The 22,264-nt window shown below is 42.8% G+C and carries 21 protein-coding genes; all 21 read right to left on the bottom strand.

Features of this window, described 5'->3' with window-relative positions; genetic code table 11:
• Positions 1 to 31: 31 nt before the first annotated feature.
• Positions 32 to 646 carry an ATP-dependent Clp endopeptidase proteolytic subunit ClpP gene (clpP, locus tag K370_RS03335; RefSeq protein ID WP_052185153.1) on the bottom strand — a complete coding sequence of 205 codons (615 nt, stop codon included), beginning with the start codon at positions 644 to 646 and terminating at the stop codon, positions 32 to 34.
• 90 nt (positions 647 to 736) lie between these two features.
• On the bottom strand, positions 737 to 2,041 hold the full coding sequence (gene tig / locus K370_RS03340) for a trigger factor (protein ID WP_047538242.1): 1,305 nt from the start codon (positions 2,039 to 2,041) through the stop codon (positions 737 to 739).
• 296 nt (positions 2,042 to 2,337) lie between these two features.
• Complete coding sequence (locus K370_RS03345; protein WP_047538245.1) at positions 2,338 to 3,519, bottom strand: O-succinylhomoserine sulfhydrylase; 1,182 nt, start codon at positions 3,517 to 3,519, stop codon at positions 2,338 to 2,340.
• 140 nt (positions 3,520 to 3,659) lie between these two features.
• The gene (gene rffA / locus K370_RS03350) at positions 3,660 to 4,856 is read right to left on the bottom strand and encodes a dTDP-4-amino-4,6-dideoxygalactose transaminase (protein ID WP_081977142.1); all 1,197 of its coding nucleotides are present in this window, start codon (positions 4,854 to 4,856) and stop codon (positions 3,660 to 3,662) included.
• A gap of 94 nt (positions 4,857 to 4,950) precedes the next feature.
• On the bottom strand, positions 4,951 to 6,498 hold the full coding sequence (gene purF, locus K370_RS03355; protein WP_047538248.1) for an amidophosphoribosyltransferase: 1,548 nt from the start codon (positions 6,496 to 6,498) through the stop codon (positions 4,951 to 4,953).
• A 49-nt stretch (positions 6,499 to 6,547) separates the two neighbouring features.
• A complete protein-coding gene (locus tag K370_RS03360; protein WP_047538250.1) occupies positions 6,548 to 7,039 on the bottom strand; it encodes a CvpA family protein in 492 nt (163 codons plus the stop codon).
• 30 nt (positions 7,040 to 7,069) lie between these two features.
• Positions 7,070 to 7,723: an SPOR domain-containing protein gene (locus K370_RS03365; protein WP_047538252.1), complete on the bottom strand. Its 654-nt coding sequence runs from the start codon at positions 7,721 to 7,723 to the stop codon at positions 7,070 to 7,072.
• Between the two features lie 35 nt (positions 7,724 to 7,758).
• On the bottom strand, positions 7,759 to 9,051 hold the full coding sequence (gene folC, locus K370_RS03370) for a bifunctional tetrahydrofolate synthase/dihydrofolate synthase (RefSeq protein ID WP_047538254.1): 1,293 nt from the start codon (positions 9,049 to 9,051) through the stop codon (positions 7,759 to 7,761).
• A 59-nt stretch (positions 9,052 to 9,110) separates the two neighbouring features.
• The gene (accD, locus tag K370_RS03375; protein WP_047538257.1) at positions 9,111 to 9,989 is read right to left on the bottom strand and encodes an acetyl-CoA carboxylase, carboxyltransferase subunit beta; all 879 of its coding nucleotides are present in this window, start codon (positions 9,987 to 9,989) and stop codon (positions 9,111 to 9,113) included.
• 9 nt (positions 9,990 to 9,998) lie between these two features.
• Positions 9,999 to 10,796, bottom strand: a complete 798-nt coding sequence (trpA, locus tag K370_RS03380; RefSeq protein WP_047538259.1) for a tryptophan synthase subunit alpha — start codon at positions 10,794 to 10,796, stop codon at positions 9,999 to 10,001.
• A 154-nt stretch (positions 10,797 to 10,950) separates the two neighbouring features.
• The gene (gene trpB, locus K370_RS03385) at positions 10,951 to 12,153 is read right to left on the bottom strand and encodes a tryptophan synthase subunit beta (RefSeq protein WP_047538261.1); all 1,203 of its coding nucleotides are present in this window, start codon (positions 12,151 to 12,153) and stop codon (positions 10,951 to 10,953) included.
• A 24-nt stretch (positions 12,154 to 12,177) separates the two neighbouring features.
• A complete protein-coding gene (locus K370_RS03390) occupies positions 12,178 to 12,792 on the bottom strand; it encodes a phosphoribosylanthranilate isomerase (protein WP_047538264.1) in 615 nt (204 codons plus the stop codon).
• Between the two features lie 61 nt (positions 12,793 to 12,853).
• Positions 12,854 to 13,636 (bottom strand): tRNA pseudouridine(38-40) synthase TruA, encoded by a 783-nt coding sequence (truA, locus tag K370_RS03395; RefSeq protein ID WP_047538265.1) that lies wholly within the window; start codon positions 13,634 to 13,636, stop codon positions 12,854 to 12,856.
• Positions 13,637 to 13,811: 175 nt separating this feature from the next.
• On the bottom strand, positions 13,812 to 16,673 hold the full coding sequence (locus K370_RS03400; RefSeq protein ID WP_047538268.1) for a FimV/HubP family polar landmark protein: 2,862 nt from the start codon (positions 16,671 to 16,673) through the stop codon (positions 13,812 to 13,814).
• A 180-nt stretch (positions 16,674 to 16,853) separates the two neighbouring features.
• A complete protein-coding gene (asd, locus tag K370_RS03405; RefSeq protein WP_047538271.1) occupies positions 16,854 to 17,966 on the bottom strand; it encodes an aspartate-semialdehyde dehydrogenase in 1,113 nt (370 codons plus the stop codon).
• A 58-nt stretch (positions 17,967 to 18,024) separates the two neighbouring features.
• Positions 18,025 to 19,083, bottom strand: coding sequence for a 3-isopropylmalate dehydrogenase (gene leuB, locus K370_RS03410; RefSeq protein WP_047538274.1), 1,059 nt, complete (start codon positions 19,081 to 19,083; stop codon positions 18,025 to 18,027).
• 39 nt (positions 19,084 to 19,122) lie between these two features.
• The gene (gene leuD, locus K370_RS03415) at positions 19,123 to 19,761 is read right to left on the bottom strand and encodes a 3-isopropylmalate dehydratase small subunit (RefSeq protein WP_047538277.1); all 639 of its coding nucleotides are present in this window, start codon (positions 19,759 to 19,761) and stop codon (positions 19,123 to 19,125) included.
• Complete coding sequence (locus tag K370_RS03420) at positions 19,762 to 19,890, bottom strand: entericidin A/B family lipoprotein (protein ID WP_047538280.1); 129 nt, start codon at positions 19,888 to 19,890, stop codon at positions 19,762 to 19,764.
• A 31-nt stretch (positions 19,891 to 19,921) separates the two neighbouring features.
• Positions 19,922 to 21,334: a 3-isopropylmalate dehydratase large subunit gene (leuC, locus tag K370_RS03425; protein WP_047538283.1), complete on the bottom strand. Its 1,413-nt coding sequence runs from the start codon at positions 21,332 to 21,334 to the stop codon at positions 19,922 to 19,924.
• Positions 21,335 to 21,356: 22 nt separating this feature from the next.
• Positions 21,357 to 21,851: a YajQ family cyclic di-GMP-binding protein gene (locus K370_RS03430; RefSeq protein WP_047538286.1), complete on the bottom strand. Its 495-nt coding sequence runs from the start codon at positions 21,849 to 21,851 to the stop codon at positions 21,357 to 21,359.
• Positions 21,852 to 21,951: 100 nt separating this feature from the next.
• A complete protein-coding gene (locus tag K370_RS03435; RefSeq protein ID WP_047538289.1) occupies positions 21,952 to 22,263 on the bottom strand; it encodes a pyrimidine/purine nucleoside phosphorylase in 312 nt (103 codons plus the stop codon).
• Position 22,264: the final 1 nt, after the last annotated feature.

Below are 22,264 nucleotides of genomic sequence, written 5' to 3' on the forward strand. Positions count from 1 at the left end.
AACTGAACTAGAACCAAACAGACCGTCGTTACTATTTTAAAGCAGTCGCAGTACGGGTTTCAATCACCTTGTCAATCATGCCATACTCAACCGATTGCTCTGCACTCATAAAGTTATCACGCTCAGTATCACGGTCAATTTCTTTAGCCGTTTTACCTGTGTGATGGGCTAATATGGTATTCAATTTACCACGTAAATATAGAATTTCTTTAGCGTGTATCTCGATATCTGTTGACTGACCCTGGAAGCCACCTGATGGCTGATGAATCATCACACGCGAATTAGGCAAGCTAAAACGTTTGCCTTTTGCACCAGATGCCAACAGGAATGCGCCCATGCTTGCGGCTTGCCCAATGCAAAGCGTGCTCACATCCGGTTTAATAAATTGCATCGTATCGTAAATAGACATACCCGCAGTTACTGAGCCACCTGGTGAGTTAATATAAAGTGAAATATCCTTGTCTGGATTTTCGGCCTCTAAAAATAACAATTGCGCGACAATTAGATTAGCAGATGTATCATTTACTGGGCCGACCAAAAAAATAATACGCTCTTTTAGCAAACGCGAATAAATATCGTAGGAACGTTCCCCACGACCACTTTGCTCGACCACCATCGGAATCAAACCCAAACCTTGCGGTTCCATGCTATTACTAATATTCACTTTAGAATCACCATATTATATGTAAGTTGCTTTTACTGCCTTCAATCTTTGACTCGTTATACGAGTTTAAATTTACTGCCCAGCCATCAATTCATCAAATTTAATTTTCTTGGTGGTTACTTTCGCTTTGTCCAATACCCAATTCACGATATTTTCTTCCGTAGCTAAAGCCGCTGGTTCATCTAAGCGTTTAACATCCGCATAATACCAACTAACCAATTCGCTTGGCTTCTCAAAGCTTTGTGCAAAAGTATCCACCATTGCACGGACTTGATCTGCGCTAGCTTGTAAGTTATTGGCATTTACCAACTCACTCAAAATCAAGCGTAAAACTGTGCTACGTTTAGCCTGCTCTTCAAACATTGCAGGTTCTAATTGAATCGCTTTAGGATCCATGCCGCGCTGTTGTAAATTTTGCGCAGTTTGCTGCATCATACGATTGATTTCAACATTAACAAGCGCTTTTGGCGTTTCAATATTTGAATCTGCCACTAATGCTTGAAATACTTGTTCTTTAGTGCGCGCTTTAATGCGTTTTTCAACTTCTTGTTCTAAACTGGCTTTGATTTCAGACTGCATTTTTTCCACATTGCCATCATCAATGCCCAAGCTTTTAGCAAAATCAGCATCAATTTTTGGCAAAACTGGTTGTGCAACACTGTTATAAATGACTGTGTAACTTACTGTTTTACCGGCCAATTGTGCAGGATTATGGTCAGCTGGGTATGTAATTTCGAATGTCTTATTGCCACCCGCTTTACCGCCTGCCAAATGCTCATCGAACTCAGCAATTCGGCCAACTTCACCCAACACCAAATCAATGCCTTTTTCACCGGTACTTTCCACCTGTTCGCCATCAATACTGGCCGCTAAAACCACATTGATTTGGTCGCCTTTTTTAGCCGCACGCTTAACAACTTCATAGCTAACACGTTGCTTAACCAACACATCCAATGTTTTTTCAACGTCGGCTTCTGTCACTTCCAGAGTAGGTTTCTCGATTTTTAATTTGCTTAAATCGTTTAACTTAACTTCAGGAAACACTTCAAAAGTTGCTGTATATTCGAAATCCGTCGCTGCCTCTGCAAATGGCTTATGTTCAATATTCGGAAAACCTGCAACGCGTAATTTATTTTCTTCAACTGCGTTACCAAAGCTGGTTTCCACTGCTTTTGAATATACTTCATCGCGCACTTGATCACCATAATGCTGGTTCACCAAACCGATTGGCGCTTTACCAGGCCTAAAGCCTGAAAACTTGGCTGTGCGCGAAATTTGAGTAAGTCTTTGTTTAATTTGACCCTCAAGCGGTGCCAATGGCACTTTAATCGTGATACGGCGTTCTAAATTACTGATTGTTTCAAGCGATGCTGCCATGTTGCAATTCCTGTATAAGTGTTACCTAAGTTGATAGGCGACGATTAGTTGTTAACAGTTTGAAAGGTTGTGACTTGCACAACCTTGATTTAGTTTTTAATACGAGCCAAGCTTTAATTTAAATAAGTTTTAAATAAAAACTTTCAGCTTGGCAATTCAAACCTGACTAGTTCAAAACAGTTTTGGAATATATCACATACTAGGTTTGAAATAAATGATGAAATAGCGACAAATAACAATAAAGCCAGCTTGAACCTTACTGTTATTAATTCAAGATATACTGGCTAATCATTCACTTAAAAATGTAAATCTGCTTGCAAATCTTCCGTATGTTCCAACCCCACTGCAATTCGTATTAAGTTATCCTGAATACCTGATTGTGCTCTTGCCTCTGGTGAAATACGGCTGTGCGTGGTACTCGCTGGGTGCGTGATGGTGCTTTTAGCATCGCCCAAATTCGCTGTAATCGAAATGAGTTCTGTCGAATCAATAAGTGCCCATGCCGCTTCTGTTAAGGTTTGTCCAGTTTTAGGCTTAACTTCGAAACTGACTATACCACCACCACTTAACTGCTGCTTCATGGCTAAAGCATGCTGTGGATGCGATGTCAGTCCTGGATAGTAAACACGCGCAACCTGCGGCTGTGCTTCCAGCCATGTTGCCAATTGCAACGCTTTACGCGCATGCGCTTCCATACGGATATGCAAAGTTTCCATTCCTTTTAAAAACACCCATGCATTAAAAGCACTCATGGTGACGCCCGCCGTACGTAAAAATGCATACACAGGCTCCATTAAAATTTTACTGCCTAACACGGCGCCACCTAAACATCTACCCTGCCCATCTATATATTTAGTAGCTGAGTGAATAACAATATCAGCGCCCAAATCTAATGGTTTTTGAATAGCGGGGGTGCAAAAACAATTATCAACCACCAGATGCACATTGGCACGATGCGCAATATCAGCTAACAGTTTAATATCACACACTTCTGTTAATGGGTTTGATGGTGTTTCGACAAAAAATAGTTTCGTTTTAGACGTAATCGTAGCTTGCCATTCAGACGGGTCAGTCAGTGATACAAAAGTAACATTCAAGCCCCAGCGTTTGAGGATATTGCCGAATAACTGAACACTAGTACCAAAAACACTGCGCGATGCCACGACATGGTCGCCAGCACTGCACAAACCCATTACACAAGCTAAAATCGCTGACATGCCACTGGAGGTTGCTACGCACTGCTCTGCGCCTTCAAGTGCTGCCAATTTATTTTGAAACATGGTGACAGTTGGGTTAGTGAAGCGTGAATAAATATTGCCGGGTTCTGTGCCACCAAAACGTGCTGCCGCTTGTGCCGCACTTTTAAACTTAAAGCTTGAATTTAAGAACAAAGCCTCTGAATTTTCACCAAACTCACTCGTTTCTGTGCCAGCACGTAAACTTACAGTCTCAGGATGATAGTTTTTTATTGTCGTCATAATGTCAAATCACTTAAATGTATGGGCGTAAAAAAACCCGTGTTAGCTAAAGAATAAGCTAAAACGGGTTTTGGCTCTCGCTTTAGCAGTATTTATTATGCGCCCGCAAGCTGAGTAAGGCTTTGTTTAAAGTTGGCCACTCAAATCAGCGCAACTCCATTTAACGCCCTTAACATGTTGATGTCAAGCGTATTACTTAACAAAAAAAAACTGGTCGCTACTTTAGCGCCTATCACTTTCAACACTTCATTTTGCTGCTGACCTAGCCCCACCCATAAAGGTAAACGCAACAAACGCTCGGACAAACTATCCGTATGTTTTAATTCGCCATGCGTGCGTGCGAATTGTTTTCCAGCTGGCGCACTATGTAAAGGAATATAATGAAACACGGGATGAATATCTTGTTTTTTAAAGCGTTTTATTAATTCAGTTCGTTGATCAAGTGAATTCAACAAAACATAATACATATGTGCATTGTGCTGGCACTCTGCCGGAATAATTGGCCGTCTTAAATCACCTTTTTGCTCTAACTCTTCCAATTCCTCATGGTAGATATTCCATATATCCAGGCGTTTTTGAGTGATTTCCTTGGCTTTTTCCAGTTGCGCGTATAAAAAGGCTGCGACGTCTTCACCCGGCAAATACGACGATCCAACATCCTGCCATGTATATTTATCAACTTGCCCGCGATAAAACTGGCTACGATTCGTACCCTTTTCGCGAATGATTTCTGCACGCTCAGCAAATCGCTCATCATTAATCAGTATGGCTCCGCCTTCGCCTGAGATGATATTTTTAGTTTCGTGAAAAGAATAAGCACCAATGTGCCCAATTGAGCCTAATGCGCGGTCTTTATAAGTTGCCATAATGCCTTGTGCAGCATCTTCAATCACTAACAAATCGTATTTTTTTGCGATTTGCATAATGGTATCCATCTCACAGCCTACACCGGCATAATGAACGGGGACAATCGCTTTTGTACGTGGCGTAATTGCCGCCTCTATCAACGTTTCGTCAATATTTAATGTATCTGGACGGATATCCACGAACACTGGCACACCGCCACGCAAAACAAAGGCATTTGCAGTCGAAACGAAAGTGTAAGACGGCATAATCACTTCATCACCAGCCTGGATTTCAGCCAACAATGCGGCCATTTCGAGTGCAGCCGTGCATGAATGAGTAATAAGCGCTTTATGTGTTTTGGTTTGATTTTCTAACCATTCACTTGCTTTATGCGTAAAGACTCCATCACCAGAAAGATTACCTGTTTCATGCGATTGCCGAATATATTCCAGTTCTTTGCCAGTGAGATATATTTTATTGAAAGGAATCATTACTCAACCTCTTATTATTTGCAAATATCGTTCAGTCTAGGTTAGTTCCGTTAAAAATACGATGACCCAAATGGGTGCACATCCAGTTAACTGATTATGAAACCTGCTCTACCGCCTCATCTTCTTCCGCATCAATTAAATTCAAATCTAGCTGCGTACTTGAATTGCTCGGCTTTTGTTTTTTATTAAAATCTCCACGCGCCGATTCAATTCGATTTAGATAGGCACTATCCACATCACCTGTCACATACTTTCCATCAAAACAGCTACAGTCAAACACCTTCATCTTCGGATTTAATTTAGAAATACCTTCAACCAAAGCATCTAAATCTTGATAAATCAGCGCATCCGCACCTATTTCCTGACAAATTTGTTCGTCTGTACGGCCTGTCGCCAACAACTCATCGCGGCTTGGCATATCAATACCATACACATTTGGGAAGCGTACTGGCGGCGCAGCCGAAGCAAAGTAAACTTTATTGGCGCCCGCGTCGCGTGCCATTTGCACAATTTGCCGTGAAGTCGTGCCACGCACGATGGAGTCATCGACCAGCAATACATTTTTACCTTTAAACTCAATACCAATAGGATTTAGTTTCTGACGTACTGATTTTTTACGTAAAGCCTGACCAGGCATGATAAAGGTGCGGCCAATATAGCGGTTTTTAATAAAACCTTCACGGCAATTTAAACCCAGCGAGATACCGACTTGCAATGCACTTGGTCGGCTGGTGTCAGGAATCGGAATGACCACATCAATTTTTAAATGACTCCATTCACGCTTAATTTTTTCAGCCAGACTGGTACCCATATCCAAACGTGTTTGATATACCGAAACGCCATCAATGACAGAATCTGGACGCGCTAAGTAAACATACTCAAAAACGCAAGGCGTTAATGTTGGCGCTTCAGCACATTGACGACTAAACAAATTGCCGTCCATATCAATGAAAACCGCTTCGCCTGGATCGATATCACGCATCAATTCAAAACCGAGCACATCCAGCGCAACGCTTTCGGATGCAACGATATATTCAGTACCTTTATCGGTATCTAACCTACCTATCACTAATGGGCGAATGCCATTCGGATCGCGAAATGCTAGCAACCCAAAATTGGCAATCATCGCAACTACTGCATAAGCACCTTTACAACGCTTATGTACGCCTGCAACCGCATCAAAGGCCATATCCGTATTTAACACCGCATTACGCGAAGTTTTTTCAATCTCATGCGCCAATACATTTAACAACACTTCAGAATCTGAATTGGTATTGATATGGCGTAAATCCTGACGGAACATTTCCGATTTCAACTGCTCAGAGTTAGTTAAATTACCGTTATGACCCAGCACGATACCAAATGGCGAGTTGACATAAAAAGGCTGTGCTTCTGCTGCGCTGGATGAGCCAGCAGTTGGGTAGCGCACATGCGCGATACCAACGTTACCGACTAAACTACGCATATGGCGCGTTTGAAATACATCTTTTACCAAGCCATTATTCTTATGCATAAAAAACGTATTTCCATCACAAGTAACAATACCGGCAGCATCTTGCCCGCGATGTTGTAACACCAGCAAACCATCATATAAAAGCTGGTTAACAGGGTTTTTGCCAACAATGCCTAAAATTCCGCACATAAATGAGTGTCCTTAATCAAACGGTTTTGGTACTGGTAAATGAATATGGTTAATCGTATTTAATATATTTGGCCACGGCTTCTGGCATCCACGGCAGCGCTGCCTTAACAAGTGCTTCAAGTGGTGAACTAAACATTGCATTTGTCCACCGACTATCTTTGGGAATATTCGTTAACCCTGCTAAAAACACTAGAACACAGACAATGAACAATCCTTTTACGAATCCAAATAATGCGCCAAAAAACCGATTTAGCCAACTTAAACCAATTTTTCTAATAATGCTTGAAAGCGCGATAGACAACAAAGCAACCACCAGCAATACAGCCAAAAAGAGAATTAAAAAAGCCGCTAATAGGCGTAGCGAATCACTTGGAATATCTTGCGGTAACAAAGGTATTAACTGGGTAGCGTATGTTTTAGCAATATAAAAGGCGGCAAGCCATCCTAATATCGATAACGCCTCACGTACAGCGCCGCGCATCATGCTAACGATGATGGAAATACCTATAATGGTTAATACGGCGTAATCAAAACTCGTCATGTTTTTACAAACGCCCTATTAGCAACACCATTATTGGCTGACAACCATGCCTGTAAGGCCTGCATCTTTGATATTTTGTAACGCAATAGCTGCGTCGTTGCGCTCACCTAACAGCTGAGTACGTAAGCGAATCTTTTTACCTTTTGCGGTATCAATTTTCTCGGTTTGCGATTTGTAGCCCAACTCCGTTAATTTGGCTTGTAACTTTTTCACATTGGCCTCATCTGAAAACACACCAATCTGCACATAAAATTTTGCGCTCACTGTGCTTTTTTTGTTATCTGCTTTTGGCGCTTCAACTTGCTTAACCGGTGTTTTTTTACTGTCTGCACTTAAGCCTTCTGCTTTTAATTTTGGCGCCGCTTCAGGATCAACATCAGCGTCAGCCTCTGGAGTTTCGGATTGGCTAGCAACATCATTGGATTTGAGCTCATCCTGTTGTGCGTCGACTTCATTAGATGGCACTACATTAGAATCAAAATCAGACACTTCAGGCAAAATTTCTGGCTTGCGCTGACTGTCTAGCGTAATCGTTACTTCATCAGCAGGCTGTTTAATGGAACGATCTTTTAATATCATCGGCAACACAATCACCATTAACAATACAAGCGCAATTGCGCCCACTAAACGCCGCCGTGCACGTTTTTTCAGGGTCAGCTCTTGATCATTGACGTCTTTTTGCATGTTTAACTTTCAGCCATATGCTAGCTATAAACTTTTTATGGGGTTGATGTTGTATTTTGCAATACAGTACTCATCGCATCTGCAACGGTATAAAAGGAACCAAACACAATTATTCTATCATTTTTAGTCGCTGTTTTACAGGCGGCATTGAGCGCAGAGGTGACATCTGCAAATAATTCAGTCACGGATTTCGGGTCGTTTTTAATCAGCCTTTGATTCAAATCAAACGCTTTTGCACCTCGCGGACTATGGTTATCGGCAACAAACCATTGGTTAATATTAGGCGCTACGGCATGAATAACACCATCAATATCCTTGTCCGCCAGCATCGCAAACACCGCGAAAGTCTTTCCAGCACAAGGCATCGCCTTTAAATTATGTGCAAGTGAAACAGCTGCATGTGGATTATGTGCAACATCCACAACAATAATCGGCTGTGTGTGAATTTGATAAAAACGTCCAATTAAGGTAACCGTCTGAAAAGCCTCATGAATGTTGGCTAGCGATACAGGCAGAATGGTATTTAAATATTGCGTGGCACAAACGACACACGCTGCATTACTTAGCTGAAAATCGCCCTGCATACCAAGATTGGGCAGCAATAACTCATGACCTTCTGCTGAATATTGCCAAGCCTGAGTTGTTTTCGTCACAGTAAAATCACGATTAATCAACTTCAGAGGTGTGCCAATTTTTGCAGCATGATCAATTAAGCTTTGCGGCGGATTTTCATCTCCACAAATGGCCAGTGCATTTTCACGAAAAATACCAGCTTTCTCAAAACCAATTTTTTCACGCGTATCGCCTAAATAATCCATGTGATCCAAATCAATCGTGGTCACGATGCTGCAAGTGGGTGAGAAAATATTAACCGCATCCAGCCTGCCGCCCAAGCCTACTTCTAAAATAACAATATCTAGGCTGTTCTGGCAAAAATGCCACATCGCCGCTAATGTTCCAATTTCAAAATAAGTTAAAGCAATATCGCCGCGCGCCTGTTCAATGGCATCGAAAGCAACACACAAATCATCATCAGAAATGTCAATATCGTTAACGCGTACGCGCTCGTTATAACGCATTAAATGCGGCGATGTGTAACAACCAACCCGATAACCGGCTTGAAGATAAACCTGACTTAACAGCGCACAAGTAGAGCCTTTACCATTAGTGCCCGCCACCGTGATAATTGGAAACGCGGGTTCCAATTGTAACTTTTGCGCAACAGCATTAACTCTATCCAAGCCCATTGCGATTGCTTTTGGATGTTGCGCTTCGATATAAGCCAACCACTGTTGTGCGGTGGTTGGCTTAGGTTTGATATTGGTCACGTTAGGCCGTATTTTAGAAATTCAAAAACTGAGGTATTAAAACAGAGACGATTTAAAGCTTAAGCGACTTTAGGCAGTTTCATTAAGCCAGATAAAATATTAGCCAATCTTTGGCGCATTTCACGGCGGTCAATAATCAAGTCAACAGCGCCGTGTTCCACCAAAAACTCTGCTCGCTGAAAACCTGCTGGCAACGTCTCACGTACGGTTTGCTCAATCACTCTAGGACCGGCAAACCCAATTAACGCGTTCGGTTCAGCAATAATAACATCGCCCAACATCGCAAAACTGGCCGAAACACCGCCCATGGTTGGGTCAGTTAATACGGAAATATAAGGCAAACCTGCTTGAGAAAGCTTGGTCAACGCAGCACTGGTTTTAGCCATTTGCATTAACGATAACAAACCCTCTTGCATACGTGCGCCGCCACTGGCCGAAATGCAGATAAAAGCAGATTGACTTTTAATTGCCGCATCGACGCCGCGCGCAAATCGCTCACCAACAACAGAGCCCATTGAGCCGCCCATAAATTTGAACTCAAACGCAGCAGCGACTACAGGAACCGCATGAATTTTGCCTTGTATCACGATTAAAGCGTCTTTTTCACCCACTTCTTTTTGGGCTAACTTCATGCGATCCGCATAGCTTTTACTATCTTTAAATTTCAATGGATCAATCGGTTCTACATTCGCACCAATCTCAATCCGTTTTTCTGTTTTGGTATCAGGGTCTAACAATTGGTTTAATCTGGCCCGTGCACCAATGCGATTATGGTGCGCACATTTTGGACATACCTCGGCATTCTGTTCCAAATCTGTTTTATACAGCACGGATTGACATGAGTCGCATTTGCTCCACAACCCTTCTGGCACATTCTTTTTATTAACAGCGCCTACAACTCGTTGAATTTTTTGCGGAATTTTTTCTAACCAGCTCATATTTACTCCTTAAGCATCAATTGCGATACGCAATTCAGCGATTAAATCGCTTACGTTTGTTAATAAATTAGCATCAGTCGAGTTCTCTATCGCTTGTACCATGCGGCTACCCACCACCACAGCATCAGCAAATGATGCTACGTTTTTCGCAGTGACAGAATCCTTTACGCCGAAACCTACGCCTACTGGCAAATTAGTTACTTTTTTAATTTCTGCAACACGCGCTTTTACTTCTTCAATATCTAAATTGGCAGAGCCAGTCACACCTTTAAGTGACACGTAATATAGAAAACCGCTGGCTTGACTGACAATTAAACTAACACGCGCAGCATCAGTGGTAGGCGATAATAAAAAGATGCTATCCATATCGTTTGCTTGCAGCTGACTAATGAATTCTTTGCATTCTTCGGGCGGATAATCGACTGTGATAACGCCATCCACACCAGCCGCTTTAGCGGATTTGGTAAACTTCTCTGCACCCATTGCTTCTATTGGATTGGCATAACCCATTAATATAATAGGCGTTTTGTCGTCAGTCTGGCGAAACTCGGCAACAAAACCCAACACCTTACTTAAACCAATTTTATGCACCAATGCACGCTCACTTGCACGTTGAATAACTGGGCCATCAGCCATTGGGTCAGAAAACGGTACACCTAGTTCAATCATATCCGCGCCACTTGCTACCATGGCATGCATTAAATTAACAGTATGTTTGGGGTGTGGATCCCCCGCTGTAATGTAAGGAATTAACGCCTTTTTGTTAATGGTTTTTAGATGGGAAAATACGGTTCGAATGCGCGACATATAATTAAACTGGCAAAAAATTTGAAGAAAGCTGGAAATTGAAAAGCACAAAACAAGGCAAGGTGCGAGCTAAAAATAAAAACGAAGCATATGGTTTATATGTGAGTTTTTGATTTTTAGTGAAGTAACGCCGCATTGTGAAGTGGTTTTCGATTTACAAAGTGATGTTGGCTAGCTTGGCAACAGTATTAATATCTTTGTCACCTCGACCTGATAGATTAACCAGGATAATTTCATCTTTACGCATGGTTTTAGCCATTTTCTCCGCATGCGCCAAGGCATGACTTGACTCTAATGCAGGAATAATACCTTCTGTGCGGCATAAGCTATGAAAAGCAGCCATCGCCTCATCATCGGTAATCGCCACATACTCAGCACGTTTAATATCTTTTAACCAAGCGTGTTCCGGACCAACTCCTGGATAATCCAAACCAGCTGAAATTGAGTGTGTTTCCACAATATTGCCATTAGCATCTTGCATTAAATAGGTGCGATTACCATGCAAAACACCAGCAGGACTATTCGCCGTCAGCGGTGCCGCATGCATGCCAGTTTCTAACCCGTGCCCTGCTGCTTCCACGCCGATTAAACGCACATTTGGCACATCAATATAGGGGTAAAATATACCCATTGCGTTAGACCCACCACCGACACAAGCAACGACGGCATCGGGCTGACGACCAATCATTTCCTGCATTTGCTGTTTAGCCTCTACGCCAATTACGGCCTGAAAATCACGCACCATCATCGGATAAGGATGTGGGCCTGCGACTGTACCAATAATATAAAATGTATTTTCGATATTAGTGACCCAATCCCGCATCGCCTCATTCAGCGCATCTTTAAGCGTTTTTGAACCACTTTCTACTGGCACCACGGTTGCGCCTAATAGTTTCATTCTAAATACGTTTGGCGCCTGACGTTTGACGTCCTCAGAGCCCATGTATACCACACACTCCAAGCCCATTCTAGCGGCAATCGTTGCAGTTGCCACGCCATGCTGCCCTGCACCGGTTTCAGCAATCACGCGTGGCTTGCCCATACGTTTCGCTAACAAAGCCTGACCTACTGTGTTATTGACTTTGTGTGCGCCAGTATGGTTTAAATCTTCGCGTTTTAGATAGATTTGCGCGCCACCTACTTTGTCAGACCATCTTTTAGCATGGTAGATTGGACTTGGTCGACCAACAAAATGTTTTAAATCGTGTGCATATTCAGCCAGAAAAGCCTCATCAAAACGATACTTTTCATACATAACACGCAACTCTTCAAGCGCTTCAATTAATGTTTCCGCTACAAAAGTGCCACCAAACCGACCAAAATGACCGCGCGCATCAGGCATGTCATATACTTGCATGTCATTTACTCCCACTTAAATTCCTTATTTATTTACTGCCTGCATAAAAGCTGCAATTTTTGCTGCATCCTTTATAGCCTTGCTTGCTTCCACACCGCCACTTACATCCACTGCGTAAGGCTGCACCTGCTTAATCGCATCCGCCACATTTTCAGGGTTTAAACCACCTGCCAATATAATGGGTTTAGTCATGCCTTTTGGAATCAACTCCCAATTAAATACATGCCCTGTTCCACCAAACGCGGTTTCTGAATAGGTGTCCAGCAGCAAGGCTTTTGCACTGCCAAACTCAACTTCGCATTGTAACAAATTAGTATCACTCTTAACGCGAATCGCCTTCAAATAAGGCAACTTTATTCTTTCACATTCTGCTGCAGTTTCATCACCATGAAACTGCAAAACATCAATGCGCACTTGAGATATCACTGCTTCAATTTCCGTTGTCGGTGCATTCACAAACAAACCCACCACACTGACAAATGGCGGAATAGCAGCAACAATTTGCTGTGCCTGACTAATGGTGACAAAACGCGGGCTAGAGGCGTAAAACACCAAGCCAATTGCATCTGCGCCATATTTAATCGCGTTCAGTGCATCCACTGCATTTGTAATGCCACAAATTTTGACTCTTGTTCTCAACTTTTATACTTTCTCTTTACATTAAGGTAATGTGATTGCCTATCAATACAGCAGAACCCAATTAACGTATAAAGTTTAATTGACGTTGCGTATTGGGCAAATTATATTTGGCATGATAAACCACACCCGTTAAATATAATCCATTCGGTGAAAATGTTGGCGGCGACAAAGTCCGATTCTTTTCCGCCAACAGGCTTTTAATCCATTCTGGTGAATATTTTCCATTACCGACATAAATAAGCGCACCAACCATATTCCTCACTTGATGCTGCAAAAAAGCGTTGGCTGAGAAATTAAAAACAATCGATTCCCCATGTGTTGCCACTGTAGCCGTTGTTAAATTTCTAATAGGCGTTTTAGCCTGACATTCACTGGCGCGAAAAGCGCTAAAATCATGCTCGCCTTGCAAATAAACAATCGCGGCCTGCATTGCCGAAATATCCAGCGGCAAATGATACCAACCCGCTTTTTCTGCATAAATAGCAGATGCAGTGGGTTGATTCACCAGTAAATATTGATAATGTCGTTGCGTGGCAGAAAATCGTGCGTGAAAATCATCATCGACAACATGCGCCCAAATAACACGCACACTTGGTGGTAAAAAAGCATTAACACCGCGAACCCAAGCACTCAATGGTCGAATTACTTCGGATTCAAAATGTACAACCTGCATAAGCGCATGTACACCAGTATCCGTCCGCCCAGCAGCGTGTACCCGGACAGGTTGATTGGCAATATTCATAATTGCTTCTTCAATGCTATCTTGCACACCACACTTCTCAGGCTGACTCTGCCAGCCGCAAAAATGTGCGCCATCATACTCAACACCCAAAGCAATGCGCATTTAATCCAGCACTTTCCAGACAATATCGACTATTACACTCGATAGTCGTGTCATGACGTTCATTTTCGGGATAAATTCAAAGTGGGTATAAGCAAATTCAGACATGTAAGCGCATTTTAATCCCAACAAAAAAGCCGAGCAACAAACCCGGCTTTTTATTGGTTTAAATTAATGATTAAGATTTGGCAAGCTTTGCTAAAAGCGCTTCAGCACGTTTACGCTGATTAACGCCACCTTCTTTAATTACTTCGTCTAACAACTCTTTAGCGCCTTCTTGATCATCCATCTCGAGATAAGCGGCAACCAAATCCAGTTTAGTCTCAATCTCAATCGGCTCATCAGCAGATAAAGCGATTGACTCATCACCCGTTCCAGAATCCTCCATCTCCAAACTGATTGCAGATAAATCAAAAGTGTTAGCAGTTGATTCATCCTCTTCAACATAACTAGCGGCTTCGGGGGACAAGGTACTTAAATCGAAATTAAAACCTGTTTCAGTTGATGCGTTTTCATCTGCAACTTTAGGCTCACTTAAATCAAACTCACCTAAAGCAGGTTCATCTATTTGAGGAAATTCAATTGTTTCAGAAGTCTCATCCGCACTAATAAATTCGATTTCACTGACATTTTCAGCTGCTTCTGGCTCAGATTCTGGCGCATTAAAGCCAGACATATCCAAACCTGGCATGGTATGTCCAAAATTAGTTTCTGTATCTGCAAACTCTGATTTAGCAGGCGCTTCAGAGGTAGTTGCTAATTGCCCGAAATCAAAGTCCAAACCCTCATCTATTTTCTGTGAGACTTCAGGTAAGGCTGATGATTCCTGTTCAGGCTCTGTTACGTCTGCAAATGTATTAAAGGCTAAGCCATCTGAATCAACTGCCTCCAAATTATTCGCAATCGTGCTATCTAGGTTTTCGGTTGGCAGTGCTGCCTGCTCAGATGCACTGTCTTGATCCAAGTTTAAACTATCCAAATCTAAATCAAATGCATCTTTTGAGTTTGCCGGCGAGTCTTGCTCTAAAGACTCATTATCAAATGAAAAATCCAAATCTGTTTCGCTGGCGATCGGCGCATCAGAAAAATCACTGGCATCTAATTTTTCACTTAAACCTGAATGCACAGTGCTCACTTGATATAACGGATTGCTCGGCTCTAATTTTTGACCAATTTCAGCCACTTTAGCCCAGGTTGGATCTGCTGATCCTAACGAGGTATAAAGTTCACCAGCTATGGTTTCAAATGCAGAAACATTTTTACTTGCAGCATACATTTCTAACAATTTAAGATGTAACTCGTAACGTTTAGGCTCTTTTGAAATTGCATCTTTTAAAATTTCTTCTGCTTGAGCATCGCGACCATAAGCCATATACACTTCAGCTTCAGCGATCGGATCAACATCATTTGTGTCAATCATGCCGCCATTCGCGCTTTGAGAAAAGTCAGTTAAGAATGAAGTATCACCCGTATCCACACTTGAGCCCGATGTGTTGCCAAAAACGGTGTTCGCTTTTAGACCGCCAGAGGTCATAATACCCTGCTCAAAATCAGCTAGATTGCGCTTGCGTTTATTACGCAAATACAACCAGCCACCGCCCAACAAGGCTAGCAATCCAAGGCCTCCACCTACTAAAGGCAAGTCCAATTCATCTAATATGCTTGACTCTGCAACAGGCTCAGGTGTCACGACAGGTTTTGGGATTGCTTTTTCTTCTGGTTTTTTGACAGTCGCTACAGGCGCTGGTGGTTCAACTGCAACGGCTTCAGTTGGTGCAACTTCAATAGATGCCGCATTTTCGGATCCAGCCGGATTAGCTTGCTCGGCGCTATTCTGTTCTTGCGTAGCTTGTTGCTCTGCTTGTTTTTGTATCTCAGACATTGCGCCATTTTTTAAGGCAAGCAATTTCTGCATGTCTTCAATTTGCTTTTCTAAGGCCGCCGTTTTATCTTGTGCTTCTTTTACACTTTTTTCACGTGCTGTAGACTCTTCTTGCAAAGCCGCAATTTTGGCCTGCAAAGACCTTGTATCTTCCGCCTCTTTTTTTGTTAAAGCCATCTCACCTGCTGAAAGCTTTACAACATCCTTAGGCCCTGCTTGAACTGGTAGCGACTGATCTTCAGCCGCACTTTTAATTTTCCCATCTGCTGATTGTGCACTGGATTCAGAATCACTAGGCGCTGTCTCGGCAACAATACCAGCCAATTTGTTGCGATAAGCGTTCCAATTGGCCGCTTGCACTTTAACTTCTTTTGATGCCTGCTGGCGAGATATCGCAGCTAAATCCTGCTCAGTAGGCTGGCGAATGATTTTGCCGACTTTTAAGCGATTTATATTTTTTCCATCAAAGGCATTAGGGTTGGCTTGATATAGACCGATCAACATCTGATCAAGGCTAATACCTTCCGGCTTCATATCTCGCGCAATCTTAGCCAATGAATCACCGCGCTGTGTCACATATTCCGATCCTGAAGATTCACCTATCGCTTCAGGTTCAACATTAGCCGATGACTTTGCTTGGTTGTTACTACTTGATTTTCTACTTTGGGTCGCCGTACCAGTAGCAGTTGCGCTATTACTTGGATTTGTTGACTTAACCACCGGCGCCTGTGTCGCTTGACTTGGCATGGCTGAACTTTGTGAATCAGCTGTTTCACCCGTATAACCAGGCGGATCCAGCAGCACAGTGTATTCACGCAAAAGCCTTCCGGAAGCCCAATCTACTTGAATGAGCATATCTAAAAATGGCTCACTAATGGGCTGGGTAGATTTTAATCTTAAGCTAGAAGTGCCCGTTGAGTTTTTGATAACTTCGATTTTAATACTGTTGTGAGAAGCTGGGCGCTCAATGCCTTGACTTGCATAAGCCTCTTCAGAAGCAATGGCAGCAACAATACTATTTAACTCTTCTGGAGTAACCGATAATAATTCAATGTCGGCTTTTAATGGTTCGCCCAACCCAGAGCTCACATTTAATTTGCCTAATCCTGCAGCAAATACTGATATCGGTATTAATGCCATGCATAAAGCAGCTGTCATTTTCTTTAGTTTTGAGCTGTGCACTATTTCACCCTTAAATATTCACTTAAATATTGCAATAACGAAAATAACATCAATTAGTTAGAGTTGCAAGCTCATCATACACATTATGTGTGCATGCTATGTGGTTGTTCGCGCTTATTGTTGGTTTTTATCAACGTTAATTTTCATTACAAGCACTTAGCGCTCGATTAATATGCGCAGCATGCGGCGTAATGGCTCCGCAGCGCCCCATAGCAACTGGTCACCCACAGTAAATGCGGACAAATAATCATTGCCCATATTTAATTTGCGTAAACGCCCAACAGGTGTAAGTAATTTACCTGTCACTGCCGCAGGGGTTAGATCGCGCATACTCGCTTCGCGCTCATTGGGAATGACCTTTGCCCATTCATTCGCCTCAGCTAACATTTGGCTAATTTCATCTAAAGGTACATCTTTTTTAAGCTTAATTGTCAATGCTTGGCTATGGCAACGCATGGCGCCGATACGCACACAAAGGCCATCAATATGAATTGGATTAGCTTCGTGACCTAAAATTTTATTAGTCTCAACACCACCTTTCCATTCTTCCTTACTTTGACCATTACCTAAATCTTTATCAATCCATGGAATCAGGCTACCAGCTAGCGGCACACCAAAATGCGCTTTAGGGAATTTTTCATCGCGCAAAGTACCGGCAACTTCACGATCAATATCTAAAATCGCCGACGCTGGGTCTTTTAGCAAATCACTGGCAGCAAGATGTGCCTCACCCATTTGTTTGAGTAACTCGCGCATATTCTGTGCACCTGCGCCAGAAGCAGCCTGATATGTCATGGATGTTGCCCATTCAACCAAATCGGCTTTGAACAAGCCATTCAATGCCATCAACATTAATGAAACAGTACAGTTGCCGCCCACCCAATTATTACCACCCTTGTGCAATGCATCTTGAATAACGTGCATATTCACTGGGTCTAAGATAATGACTGCATCTTTTTCCATGCGTAAAGTTGAAGCCGCATCAATCCAATGACCATTCCAACCGGCTGAACGTAATTGTGGGAAAATTTCGCTGGTGTAGTCGCCACCTTGACAAGAAATAATGACATCCATTACTTTCAAGTCAGCAATGTTTTTCGCGTCTTTTAATGGCGCAGAGTCTTTACCAATACCAGGTGCTTTACCGCCAACTTGGGACGTAGTAAAGAATTGCGGCTCAATTAGCGCAAAATCATTCTCTTCTATCATGCGCTGCAATAGGACTGAACCTACCATGCCACGCCAACCTACAAATCCAACTTTTAACATTTTTTATCCCAGATTAATCTAGTAACTACTTGGCTTTAATTTTTTTAACTACTTTTATCTAATTAAGTGCTGCAACAACCGCATCACCCATTGCATTACAGCCCACTTTTTTACAGCCATCGGTCACAATGTCGGCCGTTCTGTAACCTTGCGCCAATGCTTTTTTAACCGCATTTTCAATCTTGAGCGCATTTGCTTCATCGTTAAATGTATAACGCAACATCATGGCAGCAGACAGAATCGTTGCCAGTGGGTTAGCAATATCTTTACCTGCAATATCCGGTGCTGAGCCATGGCTAGGCTCATACATACCTTTATTATTCGCATCCAGCGAAGCTGAAGGCAACATACCGATTGAGCCAGTTAGCATGGATGCTTCATCCGACAAAATATCACCAAAAATATTACCCGTCACCATCACATCAAACTGTTTTGGGGCACGAATCAATTGCATTGCCGCGTTATCCACATACATATGACTTAACTCCACTTCAGGATATTCTGCTGACAATTCAATCATCACCTGGCGCCATAACTCTGTTGTTTCTAGCACGTTGGCCTTATCCACACTGCACACTTTTTTATTACGTTTCATGGCAATATCAAACGCCACACGGCCAATGCGACGAATCTCGGATTCGTTATAACGCATGGTATTAATACCTTCGCGCTCGCCATTTTCCAGAGTTGAAATACCACGTGGCTGACCAAAATAAATATCACCAGTAAGTTCGCGAATAATCATTAAGTCTAAACCAGAAACTACTTCCGGCTTTAATGTCGAAGCATCTGCCAATTCAGGATAAAGCAATGCTGGACGTAAGTTGGCGAACAGATTCAACTCTTTACGAATGCGCAATAAACCACGCTCTGGTCGTAAATGACGTTCTAACTTATCGTATTTCCAATCCCCAACCGCACCCAATAAAACGGCATCAGACTCTTTTGCCAATTTTAGCGTTGCTTCAGGTAATGGGTCACCTGCGGCTTCGTAACCTGCACCACCAATTGGCGCCTCTGTCATGTCCAAATCCAGATCTAATGCTTTAAGTACTTTAACAGCTTGTGCAACAATTTCCGGCCCGATACCATCACCAGGCAATACTGCGATTTTCATGAAGAACTTTCTAACTTTTAAAATTTAATTAAACAACTTTTAGTTAAATAACCAAGGTTGTGCTTGCTTATGCTGAATTTCGAATGCTTTGATTTTATCCTGCTGTTGCATGGTTAAACCAATATCATCCAAGCCGTTAAGCAAGTTATGCTTCCGTACTTCGTCAACGTCGAATCTATAGGATTTTCCACCTGGTGTGGTCACGGTTTGCGTAGCCAAATCAATGTTCAATTGATAACCTTCAGCCGCCGCTACTTCGTTAAATAAATCCTCTACGATTTCAGCAGACAACACGATTGGCAACATGCCATTTTTAAAGCAGTTATTAAAGAAAATATCGGCAAAGCTAGATGCAATCACCACTTTAAAACCATAATCTTCCAACGCCCACGGCGCATGCTCGCGACTTGATCCACAGCCAAAATTCTCACGCGTCAGCAACACACTCGCACCTTGATAGCGCGCTTGGTTCAGCACAAAATCTGGATTGAGTGGGCGTTTGGAATTATCCATTCCAGGTTCACCGTGATCGAGATAACGCCATTCATCAAACGCATTAGGTCCGAAACCTGAACGCTTGATTGACTTCAAAAACTGCTTAGGAATAATCGCATCCGTGTCTACGTTCGCGCGATCTAGCGGTGCTACCAAGCCATTTAATTGGGTAAAAGCGTCCATTTAATTATTAGGTGACTTCTGAATTTTGTCACCTACCTTTTCCAAATCCTTACCAAAACCATGCCATGTATTACAACCAGCTAACACGATTGCAAAAGTTAATGCCATTAACACCATTAATTTATTCATTTAGTTTCCTACCTGTCACTTAACTTAAAAATCAAACAAACTGTCTCACATCAACAAAATGTCCTGCAACCGCGGCGGCGGCGGCCATTTCCGGACTGACTAAATGTGTACGCCCGCCTTGCCCTTGGCGACCTTCAAAATTACGGTTAGATGTTGATGCGCAACGCTCACCTGGCTCCAAGCGATCCGCGTTCATTGCTAAACACATTGAGCAGCCTGGCTCACGCCATTCAAACCCAGCATCTGTAAAAATCTTGTCCAACCCCTCAAGCTCGGCCTGTGCTTTTACCAAACCGGAACCTGGCACAACCAAAGCCAATTTGACATTGGGTGCAATATGCTTGCCTTTTGCAACTGCCGCTGCGGCACGCAAATCTTCGATGCGCGAATTGGTACAAGAACCGATAAATACTTTATCAATATTGATTTCATCAATCGGCGTATCGGGCGTTAGACCCATGTAAGTGTAAGCGCGCTCCCAGTCGCTACGCTGCACTTCATTTTTAGCCATATCCAAACGGGGCACTTTGCCATCCACACCAACCACCATTTCTGGCGATGTTCCCCAAGTCACTTGTGGCTGAATGTCTTCTGCTTTTAATGTGACAACCGTATCAAATTTTGCACCTTCATCGCTATGCAAGGTTTTCCAATATGCGACGGCTGCATCCCACTGCTCTGCCTTGGGCGAAAATGGACGGCCTTTAACATAATTAATGGTCGTATCATCCACCGCCACCATGCCAGCGCGTGCGCCTGCCTCAATCGCCATATTGCATAAAGTCATGCGGCCTTCCATGCTCAAACCACGAATTGCCGAACCTGCAAATTCAATGGCATAGCCATTGCCGCCAGCAGTACCGATTTTGCCGATAATGGCCAAAGCAACATCTTTTGCTGTTACGCCATGACCCAACTGACCTTCTACTAATACCTGTAAGGTTTTTGATTTTTTTTGAACCAGGCATTGAGTTGCCATCACGTGCTCAACTTCAGAGGTACCAATTCCGTGTGCCAACGCACCAAAAGCACCATGTGTACTGGTGTGCGAGTCCCCGCAAACCACGGTCATACCTGGTAACGTCGCGCCTTGTTCAGGGCCAATCACATGCACGATACCTTGACGCATATCGTTCATCTTGAATTCAGTCACACCATGCTCGGCACAGTTCTCATCCAAAGTTTGTACTTGCAAGCGTGAAATGGGATCGACGATTCCTGCAACACCTGTGCTTCTTTCAGTTGTCGGCACATTATGGTCAGGCACGGCCAAGATAGAGTTAACGCGCCATACTTTGCGATTCGCTAATTTCAGGCCTTCAAACGCTTGTGGACTGGTCACTTCATGCACCAAATGACGGTCAATATAAATCAGCGCGGTGCCATTTTCTTCATGCACAACGTGAGAGTCAAACAATTTATCGTAAAGCGTTTTTGCAGCCATTATTTAAACCTAACCTTAACTACTATTCTCTAAAATTACCAAACTGTAACGGGAAATCCGTCACATTTTTTTTACAAAGTGCGATCGCATCTTGCAGTAAGTCACGTTTTGCACCATTTACACGTACTTCGTCGCCCTGAATACTGGCTTGTACTTTTAAGCCCGAATCTTTAATCAATTTAACGATGCGTTTGGCTAAATCAGTGTCAATACCTGCGCGAATTTTCAGCTCTTGCTTCACTTTATTGCCGCCGACTTTTTGCACATCATTGTGTTCTAAGCGTTTAGTAGAATCCGCTTCTTTTTTCTCCATGCCCGGCAATAAAATATCTTTAATCTGATCCAGCTGAAAATCATTATCACCATACAAAGTAATAATGCTGTCTTTTTCGTTCAATTCAACCTTGGCAGAGGTGCCTTTAAAATCGTAGCGATTGGTAATTTGTTTACCAGCGGCATCAATGGCATTTTTTAAGGCAACCATATCGACTTCGGAACTAATATCAAAACTAGGCATATAAATCCTTATAACTCTTTAAGCGCAGGCTATGCAAGGCATAAGTGCGAAGACAGTACAGTACGGCAAACACCAAATAACGCCGCAGAGCCAAGCATTACTATTCAAAGTGGCAGACGTAGTCTAAGGTTTCTGTCACTTCAATATCAAAACTGGAATTACCAGGCACCGTAAATTTTTCGCCCGCGCCGTATGTTTTCCATGACTCTTCGCCTTGCAAACGTACTTTACAAACTCCCAAATTAATTTCCATCAACTCTGGTGCAGCAGTATTAAATGTAAGCGAACTTGGGAAAATAATACCAAGCGTACTACGTGTTCCGTTCGGAAACAGCACGGTATGGCTGACACATTTTCCATCGAAATATACATTCGCTTTTTTCTTTACACTGACATTGTCAAATTGCGCCATT

Origin of the sequence: Methylotenera versatilis 7 (assembly GCF_000799165.1) — a bacterium.
GTDB classification, from domain to species: Bacteria; Pseudomonadota; Gammaproteobacteria; order Burkholderiales; family Methylophilaceae; genus Methylotenera_A; species Methylotenera_A versatilis_A.

Coding starts and splice junctions, on each gene's coding strand:
- leuC (WP_047538283.1), bottom strand. CDS start 21,334: ATGGCTGCAAAAACGCTTTACGATAAATTGTTTGACTCTCACGTTGTG.
- K370_RS03430 (WP_047538286.1), bottom strand. CDS start 21,851: ATGCCTAGTTTTGATATTAGTTCCGAAGTCGATATGGTTGCCTTAAAA.
- K370_RS03420 (WP_047538280.1), bottom strand. CDS start 19,890: ATGAATAAATTAATGGTGTTAATGGCATTAACTTTTGCAATCGTGTTA.
- trpB (WP_047538261.1), bottom strand. CDS start 12,153: ATGCAAGTATATGACATGCCTGATGCGCGCGGTCATTTTGGTCGGTTT.
- purF (WP_047538248.1), bottom strand. CDS start 6,498: ATGTGCGGAATTTTAGGCATTGTTGGCAAAAACCCTGTTAACCAGCTT.
- leuD (WP_047538277.1), bottom strand. CDS start 19,761: ATGGACGCTTTTACCCAATTAAATGGCTTGGTAGCACCGCTAGATCGC.
- clpP (WP_052185153.1), bottom strand. CDS start 646: ATGGAACCGCAAGGTTTGGGTTTGATTCCGATGGTGGTCGAGCAAAGT.
- truA (WP_047538265.1), bottom strand. CDS start 13,636: ATGCGCATTGCTTTGGGTGTTGAGTATGATGGCGCACATTTTTGCGGC.
- leuB (WP_047538274.1), bottom strand. CDS start 19,083: ATGAAAATCGCAGTATTGCCTGGTGATGGTATCGGGCCGGAAATTGTT.
- K370_RS03360 (WP_047538250.1), bottom strand. CDS start 7,039: ATGACGAGTTTTGATTACGCCGTATTAACCATTATAGGTATTTCCATC.
- trpA (WP_047538259.1), bottom strand. CDS start 10,796: ATGTCGCGCATTCGAACCGTATTTTCCCATCTAAAAACCATTAACAAA.
- rffA (WP_081977142.1), bottom strand. CDS start 4,856: ATGATTCCTTTCAATAAAATATATCTCACTGGCAAAGAACTGGAATAT.
- asd (WP_047538271.1), bottom strand. CDS start 17,966: ATGTTAAAAGTTGGATTTGTAGGTTGGCGTGGCATGGTAGGTTCAGTC.
- tig (WP_047538242.1), bottom strand. CDS start 2,041: ATGGCAGCATCGCTTGAAACAATCAGTAATTTAGAACGCCGTATCACG.
- K370_RS03400 (WP_047538268.1), bottom strand. CDS start 16,673: ATGACAGCTGCTTTATGCATGGCATTAATACCGATATCAGTATTTGCT.
- accD (WP_047538257.1), bottom strand. CDS start 9,989: ATGAGCTGGTTAGAAAAAATTCCGCAAAAAATTCAACGAGTTGTAGGC.
- K370_RS03365 (WP_047538252.1), bottom strand. CDS start 7,723: ATGCAAAAAGACGTCAATGATCAAGAGCTGACCCTGAAAAAACGTGCA.
- K370_RS03345 (WP_047538245.1), bottom strand. CDS start 3,519: ATGACGACAATAAAAAACTATCATCCTGAGACTGTAAGTTTACGTGCT.
- K370_RS03435 (WP_047538289.1), bottom strand. CDS start 22,263: ATGGCGCAATTTGACAATGTCAGTGTAAAGAAAAAAGCGAATGTATAT.